Source organism: Vibrio sp. 1CM24A (assembly GCF_023161725.1).
Lineage (GTDB): Bacteria > Pseudomonadota > Gammaproteobacteria > Enterobacterales > Vibrionaceae > Vibrio > Vibrio coralliirubri.
Genome location: NZ_JALNTS010000007.1, coordinates 160505 through 182369, shown reverse-complemented (window position 1 = coordinate 182369; position 21865 = coordinate 160505). Strand labels below are relative to the sequence as shown.

Sequence of the window (21865 nt, the reverse complement as noted above, 5' to 3'; positions counted from 1 at the left end):
TTAACCTTTGTAACCAGTGGCTACGATAAACACTTCACGAGATCGAGCTCGAGAAGAGTCGGGTTTTCTAACTTTTACTGTTTTAAACATCTCGCGGACGTCCTTAACGTATTGGTCAAACCCTTCGCCTTGGAATACTTTTACAACAAAACTACCATTGGTAGCTAGAACTTGTCGACACATATCCAAAGCTAATTCAACTAAATACATAGCTCTTGGCTGATCCACAGAATTGTTGCCTGCTATATTAGGTGCCATATCTGACATCACGACATCAACCATGTTTGGTTGTATACGTTCCAACAAGGCATCTAGCACAGCTTCTTCGCGGAAATCGCCTTGTAAAAAGCTAACACCAGCAATCGGATCCATTGGTAACAAGTCACACGCAATGATTTGTCCGTTGTCTCCAACAATCTTAGCAGCATATTGAGACCAACCGCCAGGTGCTGCACCCAAATCCACAATGGTCATCCCAGGAGACAGCAATTTATCTTTCGTTTGAATCTCTTCCATTTTGAAATAAGCACGTGAACGATAGCCTTTCTTTCTTGCTTCATTTGCGTACTTGTCGTCGAAGTGTTCCTTCAACCAACGGCCTGAACTGGCCGAGTGTTTCTGTTTGCTCATTGGATACCTAAATTGGAGGAAAGTACTAATTGCTGAATAAATTATAGTCTTCAGCTTTAGATGGCGTTAAAATAGGTTTTTTCAACCCTAATAGTAAAGAAAATTGGCCGCGTAATGAACCTAAGTACCAAACAAAAGCAGCATCTAAAGGGCCTAGCTCACAGTTTAAAACCTGTTGTGCTAATGGGCGCAAATGGACTTACTGAAGCTGTTCTAGCGGAAATCGAATTAGCTCTAGACCACCACGAACTGATCAAGATTAAAGTTGCATCAGAAGACCGTGAGACTAAGCAACTGATTATCGATGCAATTGTACGTGAAACTAAAGCTGAGAAAGTACAGACTATCGGTAAAGTTCTAGTACTGTTCCGTCAGTCAGAAGCACGTAAAATCGAGATTCCACGTAAATAAGCGAGCTTAATATAAGCTAACTTCACTAATGGGAAGCCACAGCGCTTATCTTTTAGTGTAGCGTGAGAAACGAAAAAGGTCGCATTTAGCGACCTTTTTACTTATCAGAAACAAAGAAAATTCAATTAGATATATTCTACTTTGTCTATTTCGAAGTCTTTGTCACCACCAGGGGTAGAGATCATGACTTCGTCGCCTTCCATTTTACCGATAAGGCCACGAGCAATTGGCGATTTCACAGAAATGCGACCCGTTTTGATGTCTGCTTCGTCTTCTGAAACGATTTGGTAGCGGAACTCATCATCGGTATCCACATCAATCAGTGTCACTGTCGTGCCGAAGATAATCTTGCCCGTATTATCCATTTGCGTTACATCGATGATCTGAGCCAGTGATAGCTTATATTCAATATCACGGATCTGAGCTTCACAAATACCCTGCTCTTCACGAGCGGCGTGGTATTCAGCATTCTCTTTCAGGTCACCTAGTTCACGTGCTTCACCAATAGCTGCTGAGATAACAGGGCGTAGCTTAAGTAGGCGATCTAATTCGTCACGTAGCTGCTGAGCGCCACGTACTGTCATTGGAACCTTTTCCATTTTTTACCTCTATGCCAAAGCTTTCTTTGGCCAACATAAATACACCCAACGCATTTATTGGGTGATAGAAACAAAACGATTTGGCTTAGTGTAAACAAACTTTATGGCTAAATCACCTTTATTCCACTTTGCGTTATAAAAGCTTTATCTAGGTCTAAATTACAGACATCACAAAAATGAATAATAACTCCCCCATCAATAAGTGAAGAGTTAAATACCTAAAAAAACAAAAAACAAACAAAATAAACACAGATCACACTTTTATAAAAATCACCTTAAAACAAATACTTAAACAACAATAGATATAATAAAACAGTGTTCATTTTTTAGTTTTATATCATTTTACTAACTGACCATGGAACTTTAGAGGTAAAAAGTAACCCATGGATTGCACTGGCATTTTTCAGACTTCTGTTCTAATCATGATTATGAAGCCTGATTAATACAGGCAATACACAAAAGGGTTCAAATCCTTGATAAAACTTCTATGGACAGTAATTAGGAAATAATAACATGAACAAGACTATGATCGCGCTTGCTGTATCTGCTGCAGCTCTTGCTACTAACGCAGTGGCAGCGGACGGTAAACAAGCTGGTGGTATTGACGGTACTTCTGTATACAGCTCAAACGGCACTTCTCTAGAGATCGGTGGTCGTGCGGAAGCTCGTCTATCTCTAAAAGATGGCAAAGCTGAAGACAAAACACGTGTACGTCTTAACTTCCTAGGTAAAGTTGAAATCCAAGACGGCCTATACGGCGTTGGTTTCTACGAAGGCGAATTCACAACTGCTGAAAACGGTGGTGCTACAGACAGCAACAGCGACAGCATCACAAACCGTTACACATACGCTGGTATTGGCGGTACATTCGGTGAAGTTACATACGGTAAAAACGACGGTGCGCTAGGCGTTATCACTGACTTTACCGATATCATGTCTTACCACGGTAACTCAGCGGCAGACAAAATCGCAGTAGCTGACCGTTCAGACAACATGCTTTCTTACAAAGGTCAATTCCAAGACCTAGGCTTAAAAGCAAGCTACCGCTTCGCTGACCGTGATGTTGACGCTAACGATGAGTTCAGCGACAACGGTAAAGATGGCTACTCTCTATCTGCTATCTACGCAATCGGCGATTCTGGCGTTAAGCTAGGTGCTGGTTACGCAGACCAAGATCAATCTAACGAATACATGCTTTCTGCATCTTACCGCATGAGCGATTTCTACTTCGCTGGTGTATTCACTGATGGCGAAAAACAGACTACAGGTGTAATCAAGAACGATTCTGTAGACTACACAGGTTACGAATTCGCAACTGCGTACACACTAGATAAAACTGCATTCACGCTAACGTACAACAATGCAGAAACTGACGGTGAAACTTCTGCAGATAACATTGCAATCGATGCAACTTACTACTTCAAGCCTAACTTCCGTACTTACATCTCGTACAATTTCAACCTAATCTCTGAAAATGATACGATCGGTACAACAAACCTAGCTTCTAATGGCAAAGCAACTTCTGCTCAAGCTGAAGACGAAATCGCTCTAGGTCTACGTTACGACTTCTAATTCTGATTATCTAATTGATTAATTAGTTAATTGAGAATCAAAACGCCCGCTATCTAGCGGGCGTTTTTTATATCTGTATACTGAAAACATCAGCCATCCAAGAAATCTTCTATGCGCCTTCTATCCACACTACTTGTATGTAGTTTTTCCATTAGCGCTTTCTCAGTTAACGCTTACGCCCCTTTAGATAAACTGCCTGATGGCAGTAGCACCAGTGTGATTTTGGAATCCCTGAGTGGCGTCTCAAATAAAATGAATTCCAACAGTGATGGCTTCTATCCACCCGCCAGTACTTTAAAGCTGGTGACAGCTTTGGCGGCTAAGTTGGAATTAGGGGATGACTTTCACTACACGACCAGCATTGCCCGTTCTGGGAATGACTCAATCATTTCATTTAGTGGCGACCCGACCCTACAACGAGAACAGCTAAAAAGCCTTTTAACTCAATACGCAAAATCTCAATCCAGAACCATCAAAGGCAACTTATACCTAGATAACTCTACTTTTACGGGCTATCAGCGAGCTATTGGTTGGCCTTGGGACATTCTAGGGGTTTGTTACAGCGCGCCTTCTAGCGCAATGACTTTAGACAGCAACTGCGCACAAGCCTCTATTTATACAAAAGATAATGGTGCGACACGCGTTTATATTCCCGCTCACTATCCGATAGATGTGACGACCACCGCTTCCACGGTAACTCGCTCTGGGCAGAAGGCAACACAATGCGACTTGGAGCTCATCACGACACCAGATAACACTTACAAGCTCTCTGGTTGCTTGGTTGAGCGTAAAAAGCCACTGCCACTCAAGTTCGCGATTCAAAATCCTGAGCTTTACACTTATCAAGTCGTTACATCGCTTCTCAATGAACTGAAAATCGAAGTAAAAGGTGATGTGATTATTGGTAAAAAAGCTAAAGCGGACAAAACCACGTTAGTCGCTAGTCACAACTCAGAGAAACTTCCTGAACTGCTCGATATCATGCTCAAGAAATCGGATAACCTTATCGCAGACAACCTAACCAAAACGCTGGGTGCGACATTTTATGTTCAACCGGGTAGCTTCAATAACGGTACTGAAGCGATTAAGCAGGTATTGCTGACCAAGGCTAATATTGACCTCAGTAAAGCGCAGCTCGTCGATGGTTCAGGGCTATCCAGAAATAACCGAATGAGGTCGCAGACCATGGCACAGGTGCTTCGTTATATCTGGGAAAACGATCAACAGCTCAACCTGATTGAGGCTATGCCTACATCTGGCACTGATGGAACGCTCAAATACCGTCAAAGCATGAGAAAAGCACCGATTCAAGGCAACATTATCGCCAAAAGTGGTTCTCTATACGGCAGTTACAACATGGCGGGATACGGATTAGATAAGGAGGGAAAACCAAACTCTCTGTTTGTGCAATTTGTCCGTGATTACTTCCCTGAAGAACAAGATCCAGATAAACCAGTGGAAGCACCAATCACCCAGTTTGAGCGAGCTTTCTACAAAGATGTGGTCGAGTTCAGTCAAACACAAAGCAAATCTAAGTAATGCTTGGTTCTGTGTAAGCTTTTACTTAAACAATAAAAATGGCGCTGAAGACCTTCTATCTTCAGCGCCATTTTTATTTCTCAGATGTATTTAGCTATTTTTATCAGCTTTTAAGCGATTCCTAGAAATGAATTCACGACAGTGAAGTAGATCCACATTCCTGAGATATCCACTATCGAAGCAAGCACGGGGCTTACTAACACCGCTGGATCAAGCTTAAATAGCCTAGCAACTATCGGTAACCCTCCGCCGAGTACAGTTGATATGGTCACCTGAATAAACAGCGCTACCGCAATCGCTAACGCAATCATGTTGATGTCATAACCACCTGTCGATTGGTTTTCACTGAATAGCAGAATACGCCCAATCATCACTACGGCAATCGCTAGAGCTAAACAAATAGCAACTCTAAACTCTTTCCACAGAACGTTAGCCCATTGGCGTTTTTTCAACTCACCTGTGGCTAAGGCTCTGATAACCAAAGTCGCGGCTTGTGTTCCGGTGTTACCACCAGCAGCAGCAATTACCGGCATGTAGATAGCCAAAAGTACCAATTGACTGAGAATGTCTTCATACTGAGCAATGATAAGCCCTGAGACAATTCCCAATAGTGCTAACGCAATAATCCAACCGATACGCTGCCTAACGTGGCTCATGACACCAGTAGAAAGGTAGCCCTGCTGAGGTTCTACCTCTGAGTAGATCAGCCCTAGTTGGTGAGCTAGGTGTCGAGAACGCTTCTCAAAGCCCTGCTCTTCTAGCTCACTAAGTAAAGTCTGAATCGTACTAAGAGAGCATTGCCCCAGCACTAGCACCGCATCTTCAAGCGGCATTCGGTTCAAAAGGTTAATTTGTTGTTCACGTCCGTACTGTTGAAATGCATTCGATACAGCTTGGATGTCTTGCTCTGAGTACAGAGCTTCAATAGATAAAAAAGTGTTGTTCATTACCGTCATGGCGAATCTCCCGATTGGCAAAGGTAACGACCATCAAAACAAATAGCATAGATTTATAGATTTATAGATTTATAGATTTATGCGCACCAAGAGCTGAAAACTAATGGTGTGTCTACTTGTTAGAATCTAGTGTGTGGAAAAGAATGAGGGGGAAAAACAAAGATACCCTACCTGAACGGCAGGACAATAGATCAATACCGAGACAGGTTATTCTTCTCCATTCAAACTAGGAGGATGGTCGGTATTGTTCATAAAAATCTCCAGAATTACTGTCAATTTGACAGCGCGCATAGTGTAGCAATAGGCGTTTCAAAGTTTCGTCAATTTTAAGTCAATAAAAAAGGCATCCGTGGATGCCTTTGGTTCAATTATTGATGTGCATTATTACTTAATAGTAATACGAGCAAACTTACGCTTACCTACTTGGTAAACCGCAGTACCTGCTTCAGGTACGAATTTGCTGTCTTCAATCTTCTCGCCTTCAAGCTTAGCCGCGCCTTGCTTGATCATACGCATCGCATCAGAAGTCGAGTTTACAAGACCCGCTTCTTTTAGAACATTCGCAATTGGCAGACCAGCTTCGAATTCAAATTCAGGCATCTCATCAGGAACTTGGTTCTTAGCAAAACGGTTAACGAACTCTTGCTCAGCCACTTCAGCATCAGCTTCACTGTGGAAACGAGCAATGATCTCTTTAGCAAGAAGCACTTTAACGTCACGCGGGTTCTTACCTGCATCAACGCCAGCTTTCAGTTCCGCAACTTCTTCAAGAGGACGGAAAGACAGTAGCTCGTAGTAGCTCCACATTAGATCGTCAGAGATAGACATGATCTTACCAAACATCTCGCTTGGTGCTTCACTAATACCGATGTAGTTATGCGCAGACTTAGACATCTTCTTAACGCCGTCTAGACCAACAAGTAGTGGCATCATCAGTACCGCTTGTGGTTTTTGACCTGCTGCTTTTTGCAGTTCACGACCCATTAGAAGGTTAAACTTCTGGTCAGTACCGCCAAGCTCAACGTCGCTCTCTAGTGCAACAGAGTCGTGACCTTGTAGAAGTGGGTACATGAATTCGTGGATTGCGATCGGTTGACCACCAGCATAACGCTTTTTGAAGTCATCACGCTCAAGCATACGAGCAACTGTTTGGTTAGAAGCAAGACGAATCATGCCTTCAGCGCCAAGCTCAGATAGCCATTCAGAGTTGAAGCGAATTTGCGTTTTCGCAGGATCTAGAATTTTGAATACTTGTTCTTTGTAAGTTTCAGCATTCTTCAATACGTCTTCGCGGCTTAGCGGTGGACGTGTTGAGTTTTTACCTGATGGGTCACCAACCATTGCAGTGAAATCACCGATAAGGAATGTCACTTCATGACCAAGCTCTTGGAAAGCGCGAAGCTTGTTAAAGATAACCGTATGGCCTAGGTGGATATCTGGAGCTGTTGGATCGGCACCCAGCTTAATGCGTAAAGGACGACCTTCTTTTAGTTTTGCAATCAGTTCGTCTTCTGGAATCAGTTCTTCTACGCCACGTTTGATCTCGGCTAGTGCAGCTTCAATACTCGCCATTCTTGTTCACTCCCACAGATTTGGCAAAAATACATTAATTAGACATCTTACTTGAATAGCGATGTATTTTGAAACCAGTTACACTATTCCGTCGTCGATTTTCATAATATTTACAGAACGAACCGGAACATGTTGTCTATTTTTGCACGCCTTCCTATTTTGCACCGGGCTTTTATCGCATTTTTTAGTGCCATAATTTTCGTCGCGATTTTCTTACTCCCCGACGTCAACAGTTTGCGTGACGATTCGGGCGCTTTAGTTGTGGGAAAACATTACCCACTGACTATCAATGCCGATGCGCTTATTAGCTCAAGTGACGCTCCACCGACGGCAGTGCTCAGTTGGGAGAAATACACCGTTCGCTCTGGCGAAAGCACCTCTGTTTTATTTGAACGTATTGGCCTCTCATACCGTCTGCTGATCACGCTACTCAATACCAATAATGATATTAAGAAGCAGCTGTCTAATCTAAGACCTGGTGATGTCTTGCAGTTCGGCTTTGATGAAAACAACGACCTTATTCAGTTAAAACGACAACTTAGTGCGTTTGAAAGCTTCAAGATCACTAAATCTGGCGATTCTTTCTCATCAAGTTTCGACAAAAAAGAAGTGGCATACCAATACAATTATGCCGAAGCCAACATCACCTCTAATTTCTGGAACGCTGGCGTAAGCGCAGGTTTAACCGCAAATCAAATTATGGAACTGGCGGGCATCTTCGGTTGGGATATCGACTTTGCGTTAGATATTCGTAAGAACGACAGCTTCAAAATCTTATACCAAGAGAAAGTGGTTGAAGGTGAAGTGGTTGGTCGCGGTAAGATCATGGCAGCCGTATTCAAAAACCAAGGCGACTCATTTACCGCGGTATTGGATGATAAGAGCGGCAACTACTTCGATGAAAATGGTCGAGCAATGAAGAAGGCGTTCTTGCGCTCACCGATTGATTTTCGTCGCGTAACATCGAACTTTAATCCTACCAGGAGACACCCAGTAACCGGTAAGGTTCGAGCTCACCGCGGTACTGACTACGCAGCTCCTGTTGGCACGCCTATCTGGGCAGCCGGTGACGGTATTGTTCAGAAGTCGGGTTACAACCAATTCAATGGTAACTACGTGTTTATCCGCCACAGCAACACCTACATCACCAAGTACCTGCACATGAAGCGACGTATGGTGAAAACAGGTCAGCGCGTAAAACAAGGCCAAACCATTGGTACTTTGGGTGGCACAGGTCGTGTAACTGGCCCGCACTTACACTATGAATTCTTGGTTAATGGCGTACATAAGAATGCGCGTACCGTGAAATTGCCTCAATCTAAGTCGTTAACGGGTAAAGCAAAAGCAACCTTTATTGCCAACTCAGAGATTCGACTGAATAACCTAGAGCGATACGGCCAGTTACTGGCGACCAATTAGATTAAGAGCCATATAAACCAACGAAAAGAGCGCCCACTAAGGCGCTCTTTTTATTTCCGTCGAACTAGGACTTATCTTTCACCGTCGTTGCTTGGGATCACATCGGGCTTCTTATCTCGCCCTAACATCAGCAAACAAGGCGTCAGCACCAGGGTAAGTACCGTTGCAAACGCCAAACCTCCCGCAATTGCCGTAGCGAGTTGCGACCACCATTGCGTGCTCGGCGCGCCGAATTCTATCTTTTGATTAATCAGGTCGATGTTCATCTCTAACACCATCGGCATTAAGCCTAAAATGGTGGTGACCGTAGTCAGCATTACAGGTCTTAAACGTTGCACACCGGTTCTTAGAATCGCATCTCGCTTATCCAAGCCTCTTTTAATCAACTGGTTATAGGTGTCGATCAGCACGATGTTGTTATTCACCACTATTCCTGCCAGTGCGATCACCCCGATACCAGACATCACGATGCCAAACGGGCGCTGGAAGATAAGCAGACCAACAAAGACCCCAACCGTCGAGAACAGCACCGCACTCAGAATCAGGAATGCTTGATAGAAGCTATTAAACTGAGTAATCAGAATCAAAGCCATTACCGCCAAAGCAACCAAGAAAGCACTTTGTAGGAAGGCGGAAGAGTTTTCTTGTTCTTCATTTTGACCACGGATACGAAATTCGACACTACTCGGTAGCCCCAATTCACTCAACGCTTGCTCAATCTTTGGCAGCTCGAGCGCAAGGTTATAACCCTCTTCCATATCCGCCATGATGTTCACCACACGCTTGCCATCAAGGCGTTTAATCGTATCTTGCTTGTGGTCAGGAACAATCTGAGCAAAGTTGGTGATCGGCACCAAGCCTGCAGGTGTTTTGACTCTCAGCTGGTCGAAGCGTCCAATATCCCTTTTATCATTCGGGTAACGCACCAAGATATCGACCTCTTCTGAAGAGTCATCGGGCAGGTAATCACCAATCTTGAGACCATTAGTCACGAATTGAACGGTATTACCCACCAAGGTTGCATCAGCAGCAAAACGCGCAGCATCATCGCGGCGAATATCCACCTTCCAATCGATGCCGTCTTTACTCGCGGTATCACTGATATTGGTCAGTGCCTGATTGCCATCCGCCCAACCTCTCACGATTTTTGCAGCCTGATTAAGTTGCTCTGGCGTTCTTGCCGACAACTCAATCACTAAGTCATTCTCAACCGGAGGCCCAGCATCAGGAAACTTATATTCAATCTCAACACCAGCGTATTGATCGCTCTGTACCTTCAACTCATCAATAATCGCCTTAACACTGCGGCGATATTGCCAGTCAACAGGCGTAATTGAGATCAAACCAATCTGGTCGTCACCACCAGTACGCGTGTAAACGGTATCGAACTCATCATGATTGAGCATCATCAGTTCAATATCACGCATGATGTCATCCTTTTCTTGGATAGACAGATCCCCATGCGAGCGAACTTTGACATTAAAGAATGGCGGATCAACTTCTGGGAAGAACTCTGCTCCTAGACCCGCTTTTGAATAAGTAAAACCAACTGCAACCGCGAGCAGTATCGCACTGAACAAAATCTTAAAGGGGTGTTTAATCGCTAAAGAAAGTGTGTGGTAATACGCCTTGGTTAAGCCTGTCGCCTGTGAGAAATCACCGTTGTGCAGTGCGACCATTCGAGCTTGGCTCTGAGAAGATACGTATTGAGGTTTGCCAATCAAACCGCCTAATACAGGGACAAACAACAGCGCCATGATCAATGAGGCAGTTAATGTCGCGATCAGTGTTAATGGCAGGAACTTCATGAATTCGCCAGTCACATCCGGCCAAAACAGTAACGGAGCAAATGCGGCTAAGGTTGTGGCTGTGGATGCGGTTATCGGCCACGCCATCCGTTTCGCAGCATCTCGGTAAGCGGCTTTGCGCCCTTCACCCTCTTGCATTCGCCTGTCTGCAAATTCGGTCACCACAATCGCACCGTCAACCAACATACCCACCGCCATGATCAGAGAAAACAACACTACGATATTGACGGTTAAGCCAAACACAGAAAGAACCAATAACCCGGTTAGGAATGAGCCTGGAATGGAAATACCCACTAACAAAGCGGTACGCACACCAAGAATCGCGATGATAACGATCACCACCAGAATAATGGCGGATAAGATATTGTTTTGCAGATCATTAAGCATGATCTTCACATCTTTAGATTCATCCCAGGTGTATTTGACCAATAGGTTATTTGGCCATTCAGCTTGCTGCTGAGCACCAGCCATTACCGCTTTGACTAGCTCAACCGTTTCGATGATGTTCTCACCTGCACGCTTCTTGATATCCAACACCACCGCAGATTTGCCATCTAAACGAGCAAAGCTTTCAGGATCTCGAAACGCTCGACGAACCGTAGCGACATCGCCGAAAGTGACCACCTGCTTGCCATCCACTTTAATAGGCAACTCGAGCACGTCTTTTAAAGAGTTAAACACCGAAGGGACTTTGACAGAGAAACGCCCATACCCCGTATCAACAAAACCAGCGGCAACCACTCGATTGTTCAGAGCGATCAGATTATAGATATCCGCTTGATCTAAGCTGTAGCTCTCCATTAATAACGGATCGACAATGATCTCAACGATGTCATCGCGATCGCCCGCAATATCCACTTCAAGGATTTGGCGATAGCTTTCTAATTTGTCTCCTACTTCTCGTGCTATTTGTACGATAGTCCGCTCAGGAACGGTACCGAATAGCACAACAGACAGAACAGGCTGTTCAGAAGCCAGCGTCACCTCATTTACGGTCGGTTCATCACTGTCTTCTGGCAGTTTTGGTTTAGCCAGATCAACCGCGTCACGCACATCGGCCATTGCTTTGGTGAGATCGACGCCAACATTAAACTCCAACACCACAGAGGCGTGGCCTTCTGCTGCGGTTGCTGTCATCTCTTTTACGCCTTCAATCGACCTCAGCTCTTGCTCAATCGGCCTAACCAATAAGCGTTCGGCATCGGTTGGCGAAATACCTTGGTGCCCAACAGAGACGTAAATAATCGGGATAGTAATATCGGGGCTCGATTCTTTGGGGATCGTGATATAGGTGACAACACCAGCGACCAAGATAAGCGCCAAAAGAGAAAGCATTGTTCGAGCACGGGACAAGGCTGCATCAATAATTGAATACATCGGCAATCTCCTACTCTGCGGTTACATTTGAGGGTTCAGCACCTTGCTCAACAGCAATCACGGAATCACCATCACGCACAAAGCCTTGACCTACGGTGATGATGTCAACGCGTTGACCTAGCCCAGTGAGCCACACTCCATCTTGTTCGGCCTTTACTATCTGAATGCCTACAAACTTCACCGTTGGTGAGTCACTAGCAGAGACCAAGGTTTTGACCCCGAGGTTACCCGCGTCATCCAATGCCAGCATCGCCGGTGTTATCTTGATTGCGTCTCTTGTTTCTAGGTTGAGTTTTACTTCGGCACTGACACCTGCAGGTAATAGGCCTTTGGAGTTATCGATTTCAATCTCGATTGGGAAAGTATTGGTAGAGGCCGAAGAGATTCGAGAAACATAACGCAAGCGGCCTTCCGCTTCTTCTCTTCCCAGCAAGCGAACCAAAGCGGATTGATTGACTAACAAATGCTGGATATGACGTTCACTGACATCGGCTTCGATGACCAGAGGATCGAGATCAATCACGCCCGCGACCGGATCGCCAACCCCAACAAAGTCACCAAGCTCAACCATTAAGTCTTGAACCACACCCGAAAAAGGCGAAGTAATGACAGTATTCTTTAAAGCCAATTCCGCATTGCGCATCATAGCTTTTGCTTCTGTTAATGAAGCCTCTGCTGTGGTGTAGGCGATTTCGCCTTGCAGCCCTCTTTTCTTCAGTGACTGCGCCGCTTTGAACTCTTTCTGCTTCAAGCGATATAACGCAGATGCTCTCTCTAGTTGAATCTCTAAATCGCCCTTATCTATCTGGGCAATGGCTTGTCCTGCTTTAACCATATCCCCCTTAACAACATTCAATCTGACAATCTTGCCCGCGACTTCTGCACCTAGACGAGCATGCCTATCGGGCGCCGTTCTTCCATAGAGATCAATCGTTTTAAAGGTCGGTGATGAAGTGAATGTTTGAAAGGAAACCTTAGCCAACGGAATTTCTGTCGCCTTTTTTTCAGGTGACTCTTCTGCTTGCCCTACGCCTAAACCAAGCCAAATCGACAACAACACGACTAGAATCAGAGAAACCAGCCACGGCTGCTTCAATTTCTGAAAAAGTGGTGAATGAGAAAATAGAGTGGGCATAACAAATCCTTTTGTCCGATGTAATTCAGGCGCGCTAGTTGGCTTAATAGCGTGATGTGCAACTTCCTTATGCACAAAGGTAACCTTAACAGACCAATCCTCAACGAAGTTGGACGCTATCGACAGTTTAAAAAATATGCCGTGTACTAAAAATGAGAGGAATGCCTTGAAAAGTAATAAGTTACTAAGTAAAAACAAAAACGCCGAACATAAGTTCGGCGTTTGAAATGTATCTAATACAGCTTTGAGCTCAAGCTATTTTTCAGCTCACGCTAGACGCTAAATGATGCGCCACAACCACATGTTGTTGTCGCATTCGGGTTGTTCACAAAGAAACGTGCGCCTTCTAGACCTTCAGTGTAATCAACCATGCCGCCCATTAAGTACTGTAGGCTCATTGGGTCAACAACCAGCGTTACACCGCTGTTTACAATCGTAGTGTCGCCATCATTTACTTTTTCATCAAATGTGAAGCCGTATTGGAAACCGCTACAACCACCACCTGTAATGTATACACGTAGTTTTAGTTCTGGGTTTTCTTCTTCAGCAATTAGCGTTTGTACACGGGTAGCTGCTGCATCAGAAAAAGACAATGGTATATTTACTTCGCTCACGACAACCTCTCTTACCTGTGTCAAAAACAACATGATACAAATCTAATTCGAGACCATAGTTGTTGAGTATTTTCTTATATTCCGATGATTATCTAATACCTGACTGAAACGTTCAAGTATTCACCACAGGATCGGTCCTTTTACTGCTATAAACTCGCCAATATCTAACAATTAAAACGTGTAACCACACAAAACAACCAGATTCGGGTGATTATCTGGGCGAAAGCATTCCTAGTTGGATTAGGGATAGGTACAATGCGTGCCAATTGGTCCGACAGTCAAAAGAGGATATATCAATGACCAAATCAGCAGAGCTGTACGAAAAAGCACAGCAAACTATTCCTGGTGGCGTAAACTCTCCAGTTCGTGCATTCAATGGCGTAGGTGGTTCTCCAATCTTCGTTGAACGCGCTGATGGCCCACTTATTTTTGATGCTGATGGTAAAGCGTATATCGATTACGTTGGCTCTTGGGGTCCAATGATCCTTGGTCACAACCACGCGGTTATTCGTGACGCTGTTATTGCAGCAGCTCAACGCGGCCTTAGCTTCGGTGCTCCAACCGAAACTGAAATCAAAATGGCTGAACTTGTATCTGAGATGGTTCCATCAATGGAACAGCTACGTATGGTGAGCTCAGGTACAGAAGCAACAATGAGCGCGATTCGTCTAGCTCGTGGCTTCACTGGTCGTGACAAAATTCTTAAGTTTGAAGGCTGCTACCATGGCCACGCAGACAGCCTACTTGTAAAAGCAGGTTCTGGCGCGCTGACTTTGGGTCAACCAAGCTCTCCAGGCGTACCGGCTGATTTTGCGAAACTAACGCTAACAGCAACATTCAACAACCTAGATTCTGTACGTGAAATCTTTGCAGCAAACAAAGGCGAGATCGCTTGTATCATCGTTGAGCCAGTAGCGGGCAACATGAACTGTATCCCTCCTGTAGAAGGCTTCCACGAAGGTCTACGTGAAATCTGTGACCAAGAAGGTGCATTGCTAATCTTTGATGAAGTAATGACAGGTTTCCGCGTTGCTGAAGGTTGTGCTCAGGCTTACTACAACATCAAGCCAGACCTAACGTGTCTTGGTAAAGTGATCGGCGGCGGCATGCCTGTGGGCGCTTTCGGTGGTCGTAAAGACGTGATGCAATACATCGCACCAACTGGCCCTGTTTACCAAGCGGGTACACTTTCAGGTAACCCTGTTGCAATGGCTGCTGGCTACGCATGTTTGAACCTTCTACGAGAAGAAGGCAACGAAAAGCGTCTAGCTTCAAAAACTAAGCAGTTGGCAAAAGGCTTCAAGCAACTTGCTGACAAGCACGGCATCCCAATGCTAGTTCACCAAGTTGGCGGTATGTTTGGTTTCTTCTTCACTGACCAAGAAACTGTGACGTGCTACGAAGATGTAACTAAGTGTGATGTAGAACGCTTCAAGCGCTTCTTCCACCTAATGTTAGATCACGGTGTTTACCTTGCACCTTCAGCATTCGAAGCAAGCTTTACTTCTCTTGCTCATGGTTCAAAAGAACTTGATGCAACACTAGAAGCTGCTGACCGCTCTCTTGCGATCATTGCTGCTGAAAGCAAATAATCGAAAGCACTTTATAAGTTGCTAACCGATTGAATTTAGGGCTGCATTAAATGCAGCCCTTTTTTATATATCGCGTTCATTAGCCACAAATATGACTGCTTATTTAGCCGTCGATTAAGGCCAAAACTGAACCAAAAGCGATTAACGTTCCCAGAAAAGAAAAACCAACAGCATCAAGGTACCAAGGAACATTCTGAACCAAGGGATCTCTTTTTTTGTTTGCTGTTCTTCGTCTTGGCATTTCTTATCTTTATTACAGCATCCCATTATCAAAACTCCTCATTGCTAACTCTCTGTTTTGCAGCCATTATAAACTCAGAACGCAAATATAGAGACCATTACCGTGTCAGAAAAACTCAAAATCAATTCCAGCCACTGGGTGATCATCATTGCCCTACTCGCGGCGGCTTATGCTTGTTACCTGCTTATCGAGCCATACGTTAACTCTATCGTGATGGCCTTTATCATTTCACTATTGATGTTCCCAATCCATGAGTGGCTTGAAAAAAAGATCCCGAATAAAGAAAACATCGTCTCTCTGCTGTCTTGTATCATACTGACTTTCATTATTGTTATCCCTTTATTGGCAGTATTCGCAGCAATTGTTCAGCAAGGTTCTCTGTTCTCTCAGAATACTTACCAATGGGTGACACACGGCGGCATTCAGACTCTGTTTGCTCACCCGTTAGTGGTCAAAGCGTTGTCATTTGTGAATAACTACCTGCCTTTCGACAACATTGAGCCTCAAGCCATCGCACAAAAAGTCGGTGAGTTTGCGACAAGCTTTGGTTCTAAGCTAGTTGGTATCAGTGCCAAAATCTTAGGTGACGCGACCAATTTCTTGATGGATTTCTTCTTGATGCTGTTCGTTTTGTTCTTCCTATTAAGAGATCACGACAAAATCATCAGTGTGGTTCGTCATATTCTTCCGCTGTCTCGTAGCCAAGAAGACAAACTTCTAACAGAGATAGAACAAGTATCTAAATCAGCAGTAATGGGCTCATTCTTAACCGCCATCGCGCAAGGTTTTGCCGGCGGTTTAGGTATGTGGATTGCCGGTTTCCCAGGTCTATTCTGGGGTACCATGATGGGCTTTGCCTCTTTCATCCCAGTTGTGGGTACCGCATTAATCTGGATTCCAGCAGCAACTTACTTGTTCCTAACTGGTGATACCACGTGGGCGATTTTCCTAACGGTTTACTGTGTAGCGATTGTTGGTTCAATTGATAACCTGCTACGTCCGCTGCTGATGCAAGGCAGTGCAGGCATGAATACCCTGATGATCTTCTTCTCACTATTGGGTGGTATTCAACTGTTTGGCCTAATTGGTCTTATCTACGGCCCACTGATTTTTGCGATTACCATTGTTCTATTTAACATCTACGATGAAGAGTTTAAGGACTTTTTAAACCAGCAAGACAAGAGTTAAACCGCTCTTCAATCACTTACTTGCCGAACGAGTATTAAACACTTCAAGCTTTGGGCGGATTATGCGAAAATCCGCCCTCATTTTTTGCTAACGATTCAATAGAGTGTCCTATGTCAGCTTATATTGCCCCAAGCCAGATTGCTGAGCGCCAACTTGCCTACTTTGAAGGCAAACATGTTTTAGTTGCCGGTGAGGCTGAAGACTTATTCCCTGTTGAATTAGCCAAGCATTGTGAATCTGTCTCTGTGTTCACCTCTAATTACAGCTACTACCGTCAGCTTGAAGGTTATAGCAGCATCCAACGTTTTTACGGTGCTGAGTTTACCGAAGAGACCAAAGCCGACTTAGTGATGCTGTACTGGCCAAAAGCCAAAGCGGAAGCGGAATTTTTGTTGGCGATGCTATTTGCCAAACTAGGCAAAGATACCGAAATCGTCGTGGTTGGTGAAAACCGTTCAGGCGTGAAAAGCATCGAGAAGATGTTTGCTCCTTACGGCAAAGTTGTTAAATACGATTCAGCGCGTCGTTGCTCTTTCTACTGGGGTCAATGCTTCGAGCAACCACAAGCGTTCAACCTGCAAGACTGGTTTAAGACCTACACGGTTAACATTGATGAACAACCTCTGACGGTAAAAAGCCTTCCTGGCGTCTTCAGTCACGGTCAATTCGATGTTGGTAGCCAACTTCTGTTGGACACCCTGCCAAAACTAAAAGGCAAGGTACTGGATTTTGGTTGTGGTGCAGGCGTCTTAGGCGCGGTAATGGCATCTCGTAACCCAGATATCGAGCTAGAAATGTGCGACATCAGTGCATTTGCCGTGGCATCAAGCCAAGCAACGCTAGAAGCGAATGGTTTAACGGGTAAAGTCTTCGCATCCGATGTCTACTCTGATACTGCAGACGACTACCAGTTCATCATCAGTAACCCGCCATTCCATTCAGGTTTAGACACTAGCTACAGCGCGACTGAGACCTTGCTTGCTCAGGCTCCTAAGCATTTGAAGCGTTCTGGTGAGATGATTATTGTTGCGAACAGTTTCTTAAAATACATTCCAATTATTGAACAAGCGTTTGGAAAATGCGCGACTCTAAATAAGACCACCAAATTCGCGATCTATCACGCAAACAAATAACCTCTCTAGCACAGCGCAGGGTCATTATCTGCGCTGTCTGTTCATATTTTTGTCAAAACTCTATAAAAATGAGCTTTTGCACACGCTTTAAATACCACTTACTTGTCAAAGTAAAAAAACTCGTTAATTTCGTTAAATTGGAACCCGTTAATTCTATTCTCTGTACTTGTTTTCGCCCCTTTTAGCAGTACATCAAAGGAAAGTAGTACCCAATTTATGTTTAGATTCTATCGTAAGCAGAAGTTTAAGCGCCTTCAAAATACCCTAATGCTGGCATTTCTTGTCCTCAGTATTACCCCAGTGACACTTATCGCGATATTTTTCCTCCAATCGCACAGTCAGGATCTCCAGGAACAAAGCACCTCACACCTTGTTTCGGTTCGTGATACTAAGCAGCAGCAAATTGTCGATTACCTACAAGCTCAAGAATCCCAAGTGATGGGCTTTGTTCGCTCAGAATTGGCCAATGCCAGTGGCGGGCGATTTTATGGTTTGATCAATGCATTCCAACGATTGGGGTTAGATATTGAAGAGGCACGCAGTAATGCGCAGCAGCGCTATATTCAAGGCTCTGGCGATCAAATCAAAACGTCTATTCTTCCAGAGTCCAGCAGCTTTATTGGCAGCGAACGTTATCGCCTACTACACAAGCGCTACCATAATGCTTACCTAGAACTGCTTAAACGCTCTGATTTTGACGATATTCTATTGGTTGATATCAACGGCAACGTTGCTTATTCCGTCTTTAAAAATGACGATTACGGCACCAATCTGCTGACTGGAAAATACAAGGACTCCAACCTAGGTATTACCTTTCAACGACTAGCCAAAGACGTAACCGACCGACGCAAATCTAACGAAGATTACACGCCGGTTATCGTTTCTGACTTTAAAGACGAGAATGGCAAACAGACCGCATGGTTAGGTGCACCTATTGTTCAACAAGGCTACCTACACAGCTACGCGATGTTTAGGCTGCCAATCAACGGCATTACTAAGCTGATTGCGGATCTCAACAAGAGTTCGAATATTCAAACGCTGCTTGTAGGTGATGATCACCTGCCGCGTAGCCTTGCCCATTCACAAGAATCTATCAACTTGAGCTTAGACGTTGTTGATAAAGCATTGGCTGGCGAAACAGCGGTTGGCACCTTCGACAACACCCTAGACCAAGCGATCATCGCGGCATATACGCCAATTGAGCTGAAATACGCAACATGGGCTCTTGTCGTAGAGCTGCCAGAAAAAGAGGCGTTTGCCCGTATTCATCAGTTAGAAAAGATCTTCGTGATCGTTATGCTAACGGCGATCATTCTCGTAGTCGTTGCATCGCACTATCTGTCTAACTTCATCACCTCCCCACTACTTAAACTGACATGGGCAGCTGAAAAAGTATCGGCGGGTGATCTCGATGAAACCATGATCAATACCGAGCGAAAAGATGAGATCGGCCGTCTCGCGGTGAGCTTCGAAAGAATGCAGCGCTCTATTCGTGAAAAAATGCAGCTCATCAAAAGCCAAAACGATGAACTTGAGGACAACCTTAAGACTATTCAAAAGCAAAACGAAGAGTTGCAACTGGCCAACAAACTCAAAGATGAGTTCTTAGCGACTACTTCACATGAGTTGAGAACACCACTGCATGGCATGGTGGGTATCGCTGAAGCCTTGATATCTGGAGCGAACGGCCCTATTCCCGCTAACCAGAAGTATCAGTTGGATATCATCATCAATAGTGGCCAACGATTGGCGACCTTGGTTGATGACCTGCTTGATTATCACAAGATGCGCTATGGTAGCTTAGATATTAAGAAATCAGCCGTTGATTTGTCTGCTGCCACCAGCTTGGTCCTAGAGTTGTCTCATCACCTATTGGGCAATAAGCCAATCCGTATTATTAACCAAGTCCCAAGTGATTTAGGGCTAGTTTCATCGGATCCTCAACGACTTGAGCAAGTGATGTATAACTTGGTCGGCAATGCCATCAAGTACACCTCAGAAGGCAAGATTGTTATCTCTGCCAGCGTTATCGATGACAACATTCGTGTACAAGTCGTCGATACTGGCCAAGGTATACCGGCCGAGTACCTTGAGCACATCTTTGAGCCATTGATTCAAGCAGGCCAAGATGCGAGTAACTACCGCCAAGGTGCAGGACTTGGATTATCGATCAGTCGTCAGTTGATCGAGCTAATGGGCGGCTCACTGTACGTAAGTAGTCAGCCAATGCTTGGCACTACGTTTAGCTTTACCCTGCCCCTAGCGACTCAAGATGAGCTGGACAGTTACAACGAATCAGGTCATTACTCGCACTTCCAAGCGCCGGATTTAATTGATAACAGCCAACAAGAAAACAGCGTTATCAGTGAAAACCCAGATGGCCCGTTACTGGTTATCGCCGATGATGAGCCGGTTAACCTGCGAGTATTAGACAGCTTCTTGAAATTAGAAGGTTATCGAGTACGTACTGCATGTGATGGCCCTGAAACCATTGAACTGATTGAAAAAGAGAAGCCAGAGCTGCTTCTACTCGACATCATGATGCCAGGAATGAGCGGCTATCAGGTTTGTGAAGCACTGAGAAAGCAATACGATCATGCTCAATTGCCAATCATCATGCTAACAGCCCTCAACCAAGCAGAAGACCGTGTTCGAGGTTTCGAAGCGGGCGCTAATGACTATTTGTCTAAACCGTTCAACAAACAAGAATTAGCGGCTCGAATAACAGCGCATCTATCAGCAAGCAAAGCTGAACAGAGACGCCTTGAAAACGACCAACTGCAACTCGAGCTCAAACATAGAGCGATGGTTGAGGCTAACTTGTTAGAAACTCAAGGGCGCTTATTAGAGCAACTAGAATCGGCACCTGAAGCCATCATCTGTATTCGTGATGACCAACGTATTCGCTTTGCTAACGAAGCTGCGGCGAAGCTATTCAGACGCGGACAAGAACAACTTAAACGCTCAATGGCCGACGAGATCATTGCGCCTAAATACCTTAAAGTGGAACAAGCCCACTACTGCGGTGACATTGATATCTATATAGATGACACACGTCAGCGCATACCGAGTGACATCCTTAAGCTACCTGAAGGCTCAGGGCTCGACACCATGTATATCTTTAATGTAGGTGGTGGTGTTAACTCAAACCGAATCAATAACCTTGAAACGGCGGTTGAGGCTCTTTCTAGTTATGCCTTTGAAGGCGACAAAGATAAGTTACAGCAGCTTAAAGAGCTTGGCGGAGAATTTACTCGTCTTGCTGACAAGGCAACCGGTGAAGGTAAAAACAAACAAGAGTTGATGCGTGAGGTACTGGTCGATGCGATGACGAATGCCATCATCTACTGGGAATCGGTTACTGGGGAAACCAAGTTTGCTTTCGCCGAGAAGAGTGGCTTGTGGCGCGTCTACTTAGACCGCAGTACGCTGCAAACTCGAACGCTAGACAAATACCTACGCGTCGAAACCCTACCGAAAACGCCTCGCTGGCGAACGGTACTGAGCTCAATCGAATTCATACTGGAACACTGTAAAGAACAGACGCCAGAAAGAACCCATATTGAAATGCTAAGAGATAAACTGCAGAAACTACTGACCAGTTAATCCCTGAACCAACATCACCTTATTAGCCCACCTAGCGTGGGCTTTTTTGTACGCCTAATAATCACAAAAAGTAGAATCCCAACGCTTGAAACGCACTTTTTTCACGACTTTAAACAAGGAAGAGTTCACGCCAATTACGCACAGTGTGTGCTCGTAACCGTCAGTACTTTTCGTTCTATTCTCAATCATATCTGACCGTTATCTGACTCTTTGTTGCAGTTTGAGAAGCGAGTCACAACAGAACGGCAGATTTAATTTTCTAGGGAAATTTAACGTAAAACTGGCAAGTGACCGAGATCTACAATTATACCAAAGTAGGGTAAAGCATTATAATAAAAAGCCTTTGAAGTTAGTGACCACTTACGATCAACAATAACCACAAAACCAAATGCGAGTCACATCACCTTAACAATTGCGCACAAAAAACCACCAAAGCAACCTATTTTGACGTTAATGACGTGGGGCCGTGTGTT

The 21865-nt window shown here is 44.6% G+C and carries 15 protein-coding genes; 8 read left to right on the top strand and 7 right to left on the bottom strand.

Going from position 1 to position 21865, the window contains the following annotated elements:
- Positions 1-630, bottom strand: a complete 630-nt coding sequence (gene rlmE, locus MSG38_RS16660; RefSeq protein ID WP_017059396.1) for a 23S rRNA (uridine(2552)-2'-O)-methyltransferase RlmE — start codon at positions 628-630, stop codon at positions 1-3.
- A gap of 114 nt (positions 631-744) precedes the next feature.
- On the opposite strand from rlmE, the gene yhbY reads away from it, so the two are divergent.
- Positions 745-1041, top strand: coding sequence for a ribosome assembly RNA-binding protein YhbY (gene yhbY, locus MSG38_RS16655; RefSeq protein WP_004738252.1), 297 nt, complete (start codon positions 745-747; stop codon positions 1039-1041).
- A 125-nt stretch (positions 1042-1166) separates the two neighbouring features.
- On the opposite strand, the gene greA is transcribed toward yhbY, so the two are convergent.
- Positions 1167-1640, bottom strand: a complete 474-nt coding sequence (gene greA / locus MSG38_RS16650) for a transcription elongation factor GreA (protein ID WP_017059397.1) — start codon at positions 1638-1640, stop codon at positions 1167-1169.
- A gap of 513 nt (positions 1641-2153) precedes the next feature.
- Between greA and MSG38_RS16645 the strand changes: the two genes are divergently transcribed.
- Complete coding sequence (locus MSG38_RS16645) at positions 2154-3212, top strand: porin (RefSeq protein ID WP_248402250.1); 1059 nt, start codon at positions 2154-2156, stop codon at positions 3210-3212.
- Positions 3213-3323: 111 nt separating this feature from the next.
- Positions 3324-4751: a serine-type D-Ala-D-Ala carboxypeptidase gene (gene dacB, locus MSG38_RS16640; RefSeq protein WP_248402249.1), complete on the top strand. Its 1428-nt coding sequence runs from the start codon at positions 3324-3326 to the stop codon at positions 4749-4751.
- 110 nt (positions 4752-4861) lie between these two features.
- On the opposite strand, the gene MSG38_RS16635 is transcribed toward dacB, so the two are convergent.
- Positions 4862-5707 (bottom strand): magnesium transporter, encoded by an 846-nt coding sequence (locus MSG38_RS16635; RefSeq protein ID WP_017068902.1) that lies wholly within the window; start codon positions 5705-5707, stop codon positions 4862-4864.
- 384 nt (positions 5708-6091) lie between these two features.
- Positions 6092-7279, bottom strand: coding sequence for a tyrosine--tRNA ligase (tyrS, locus tag MSG38_RS16630; RefSeq protein ID WP_248402248.1), 1188 nt, complete (start codon positions 7277-7279; stop codon positions 6092-6094).
- Between the two features lie 129 nt (positions 7280-7408).
- Here tyrS and MSG38_RS16625 point away from each other — a divergent pair, with 129 nt between their 5' ends.
- On the top strand, positions 7409-8698 hold the full coding sequence (locus MSG38_RS16625) for a peptidoglycan DD-metalloendopeptidase family protein (protein WP_248402247.1): 1290 nt from the start codon (positions 7409-7411) through the stop codon (positions 8696-8698).
- A gap of 71 nt (positions 8699-8769) precedes the next feature.
- On the opposite strand, the gene MSG38_RS16620 is transcribed toward MSG38_RS16625, so the two are convergent.
- The 3 genes from MSG38_RS16620 to erpA form a co-directional block, all read right to left on the bottom strand.
- Positions 8770-11883 (bottom strand): efflux RND transporter permease subunit, encoded by a 3114-nt coding sequence (locus MSG38_RS16620; RefSeq protein ID WP_248402246.1) that lies wholly within the window; start codon positions 11881-11883, stop codon positions 8770-8772.
- A 10-nt stretch (positions 11884-11893) separates the two neighbouring features.
- The gene (locus MSG38_RS16615; protein ID WP_248402245.1) at positions 11894-13018 is read right to left on the bottom strand and encodes an efflux RND transporter periplasmic adaptor subunit; all 1125 of its coding nucleotides are present in this window, start codon (positions 13016-13018) and stop codon (positions 11894-11896) included.
- Between the two features lie 272 nt (positions 13019-13290).
- Entirely contained in the window at positions 13291-13632 is a 342-nt protein-coding gene (erpA, locus tag MSG38_RS16610; protein WP_004734539.1) for an iron-sulfur cluster insertion protein ErpA, read from the bottom strand.
- A gap of 296 nt (positions 13633-13928) precedes the next feature.
- Here erpA and hemL point away from each other — a divergent pair, with 296 nt between their 5' ends.
- From hemL to MSG38_RS16590, 4 genes are all read left to right on the top strand, one after another.
- A complete protein-coding gene (hemL, locus tag MSG38_RS16605; RefSeq protein WP_010436060.1) occupies positions 13929-15224 on the top strand; it encodes a glutamate-1-semialdehyde 2,1-aminomutase in 1296 nt (431 codons plus the stop codon).
- Positions 15225-15567: 343 nt separating this feature from the next.
- Positions 15568-16653, top strand: coding sequence for an AI-2E family transporter (locus tag MSG38_RS16600; protein ID WP_048612315.1), 1086 nt, complete (start codon positions 15568-15570; stop codon positions 16651-16653).
- Between the two features lie 110 nt (positions 16654-16763).
- Entirely contained in the window at positions 16764-17786 is a 1023-nt protein-coding gene (rsmC, locus tag MSG38_RS16595; RefSeq protein ID WP_248402244.1) for a 16S rRNA (guanine(1207)-N(2))-methyltransferase RsmC, read from the top strand.
- A 216-nt stretch (positions 17787-18002) separates the two neighbouring features.
- Positions 18003-21392 carry a response regulator gene (locus MSG38_RS16590; protein WP_248402243.1) on the top strand — a complete coding sequence of 1130 codons (3390 nt, stop codon included), beginning with the start codon at positions 18003-18005 and terminating at the stop codon, positions 21390-21392.
- The last annotated feature ends 473 nt before the right edge of the window (positions 21393-21865 follow it).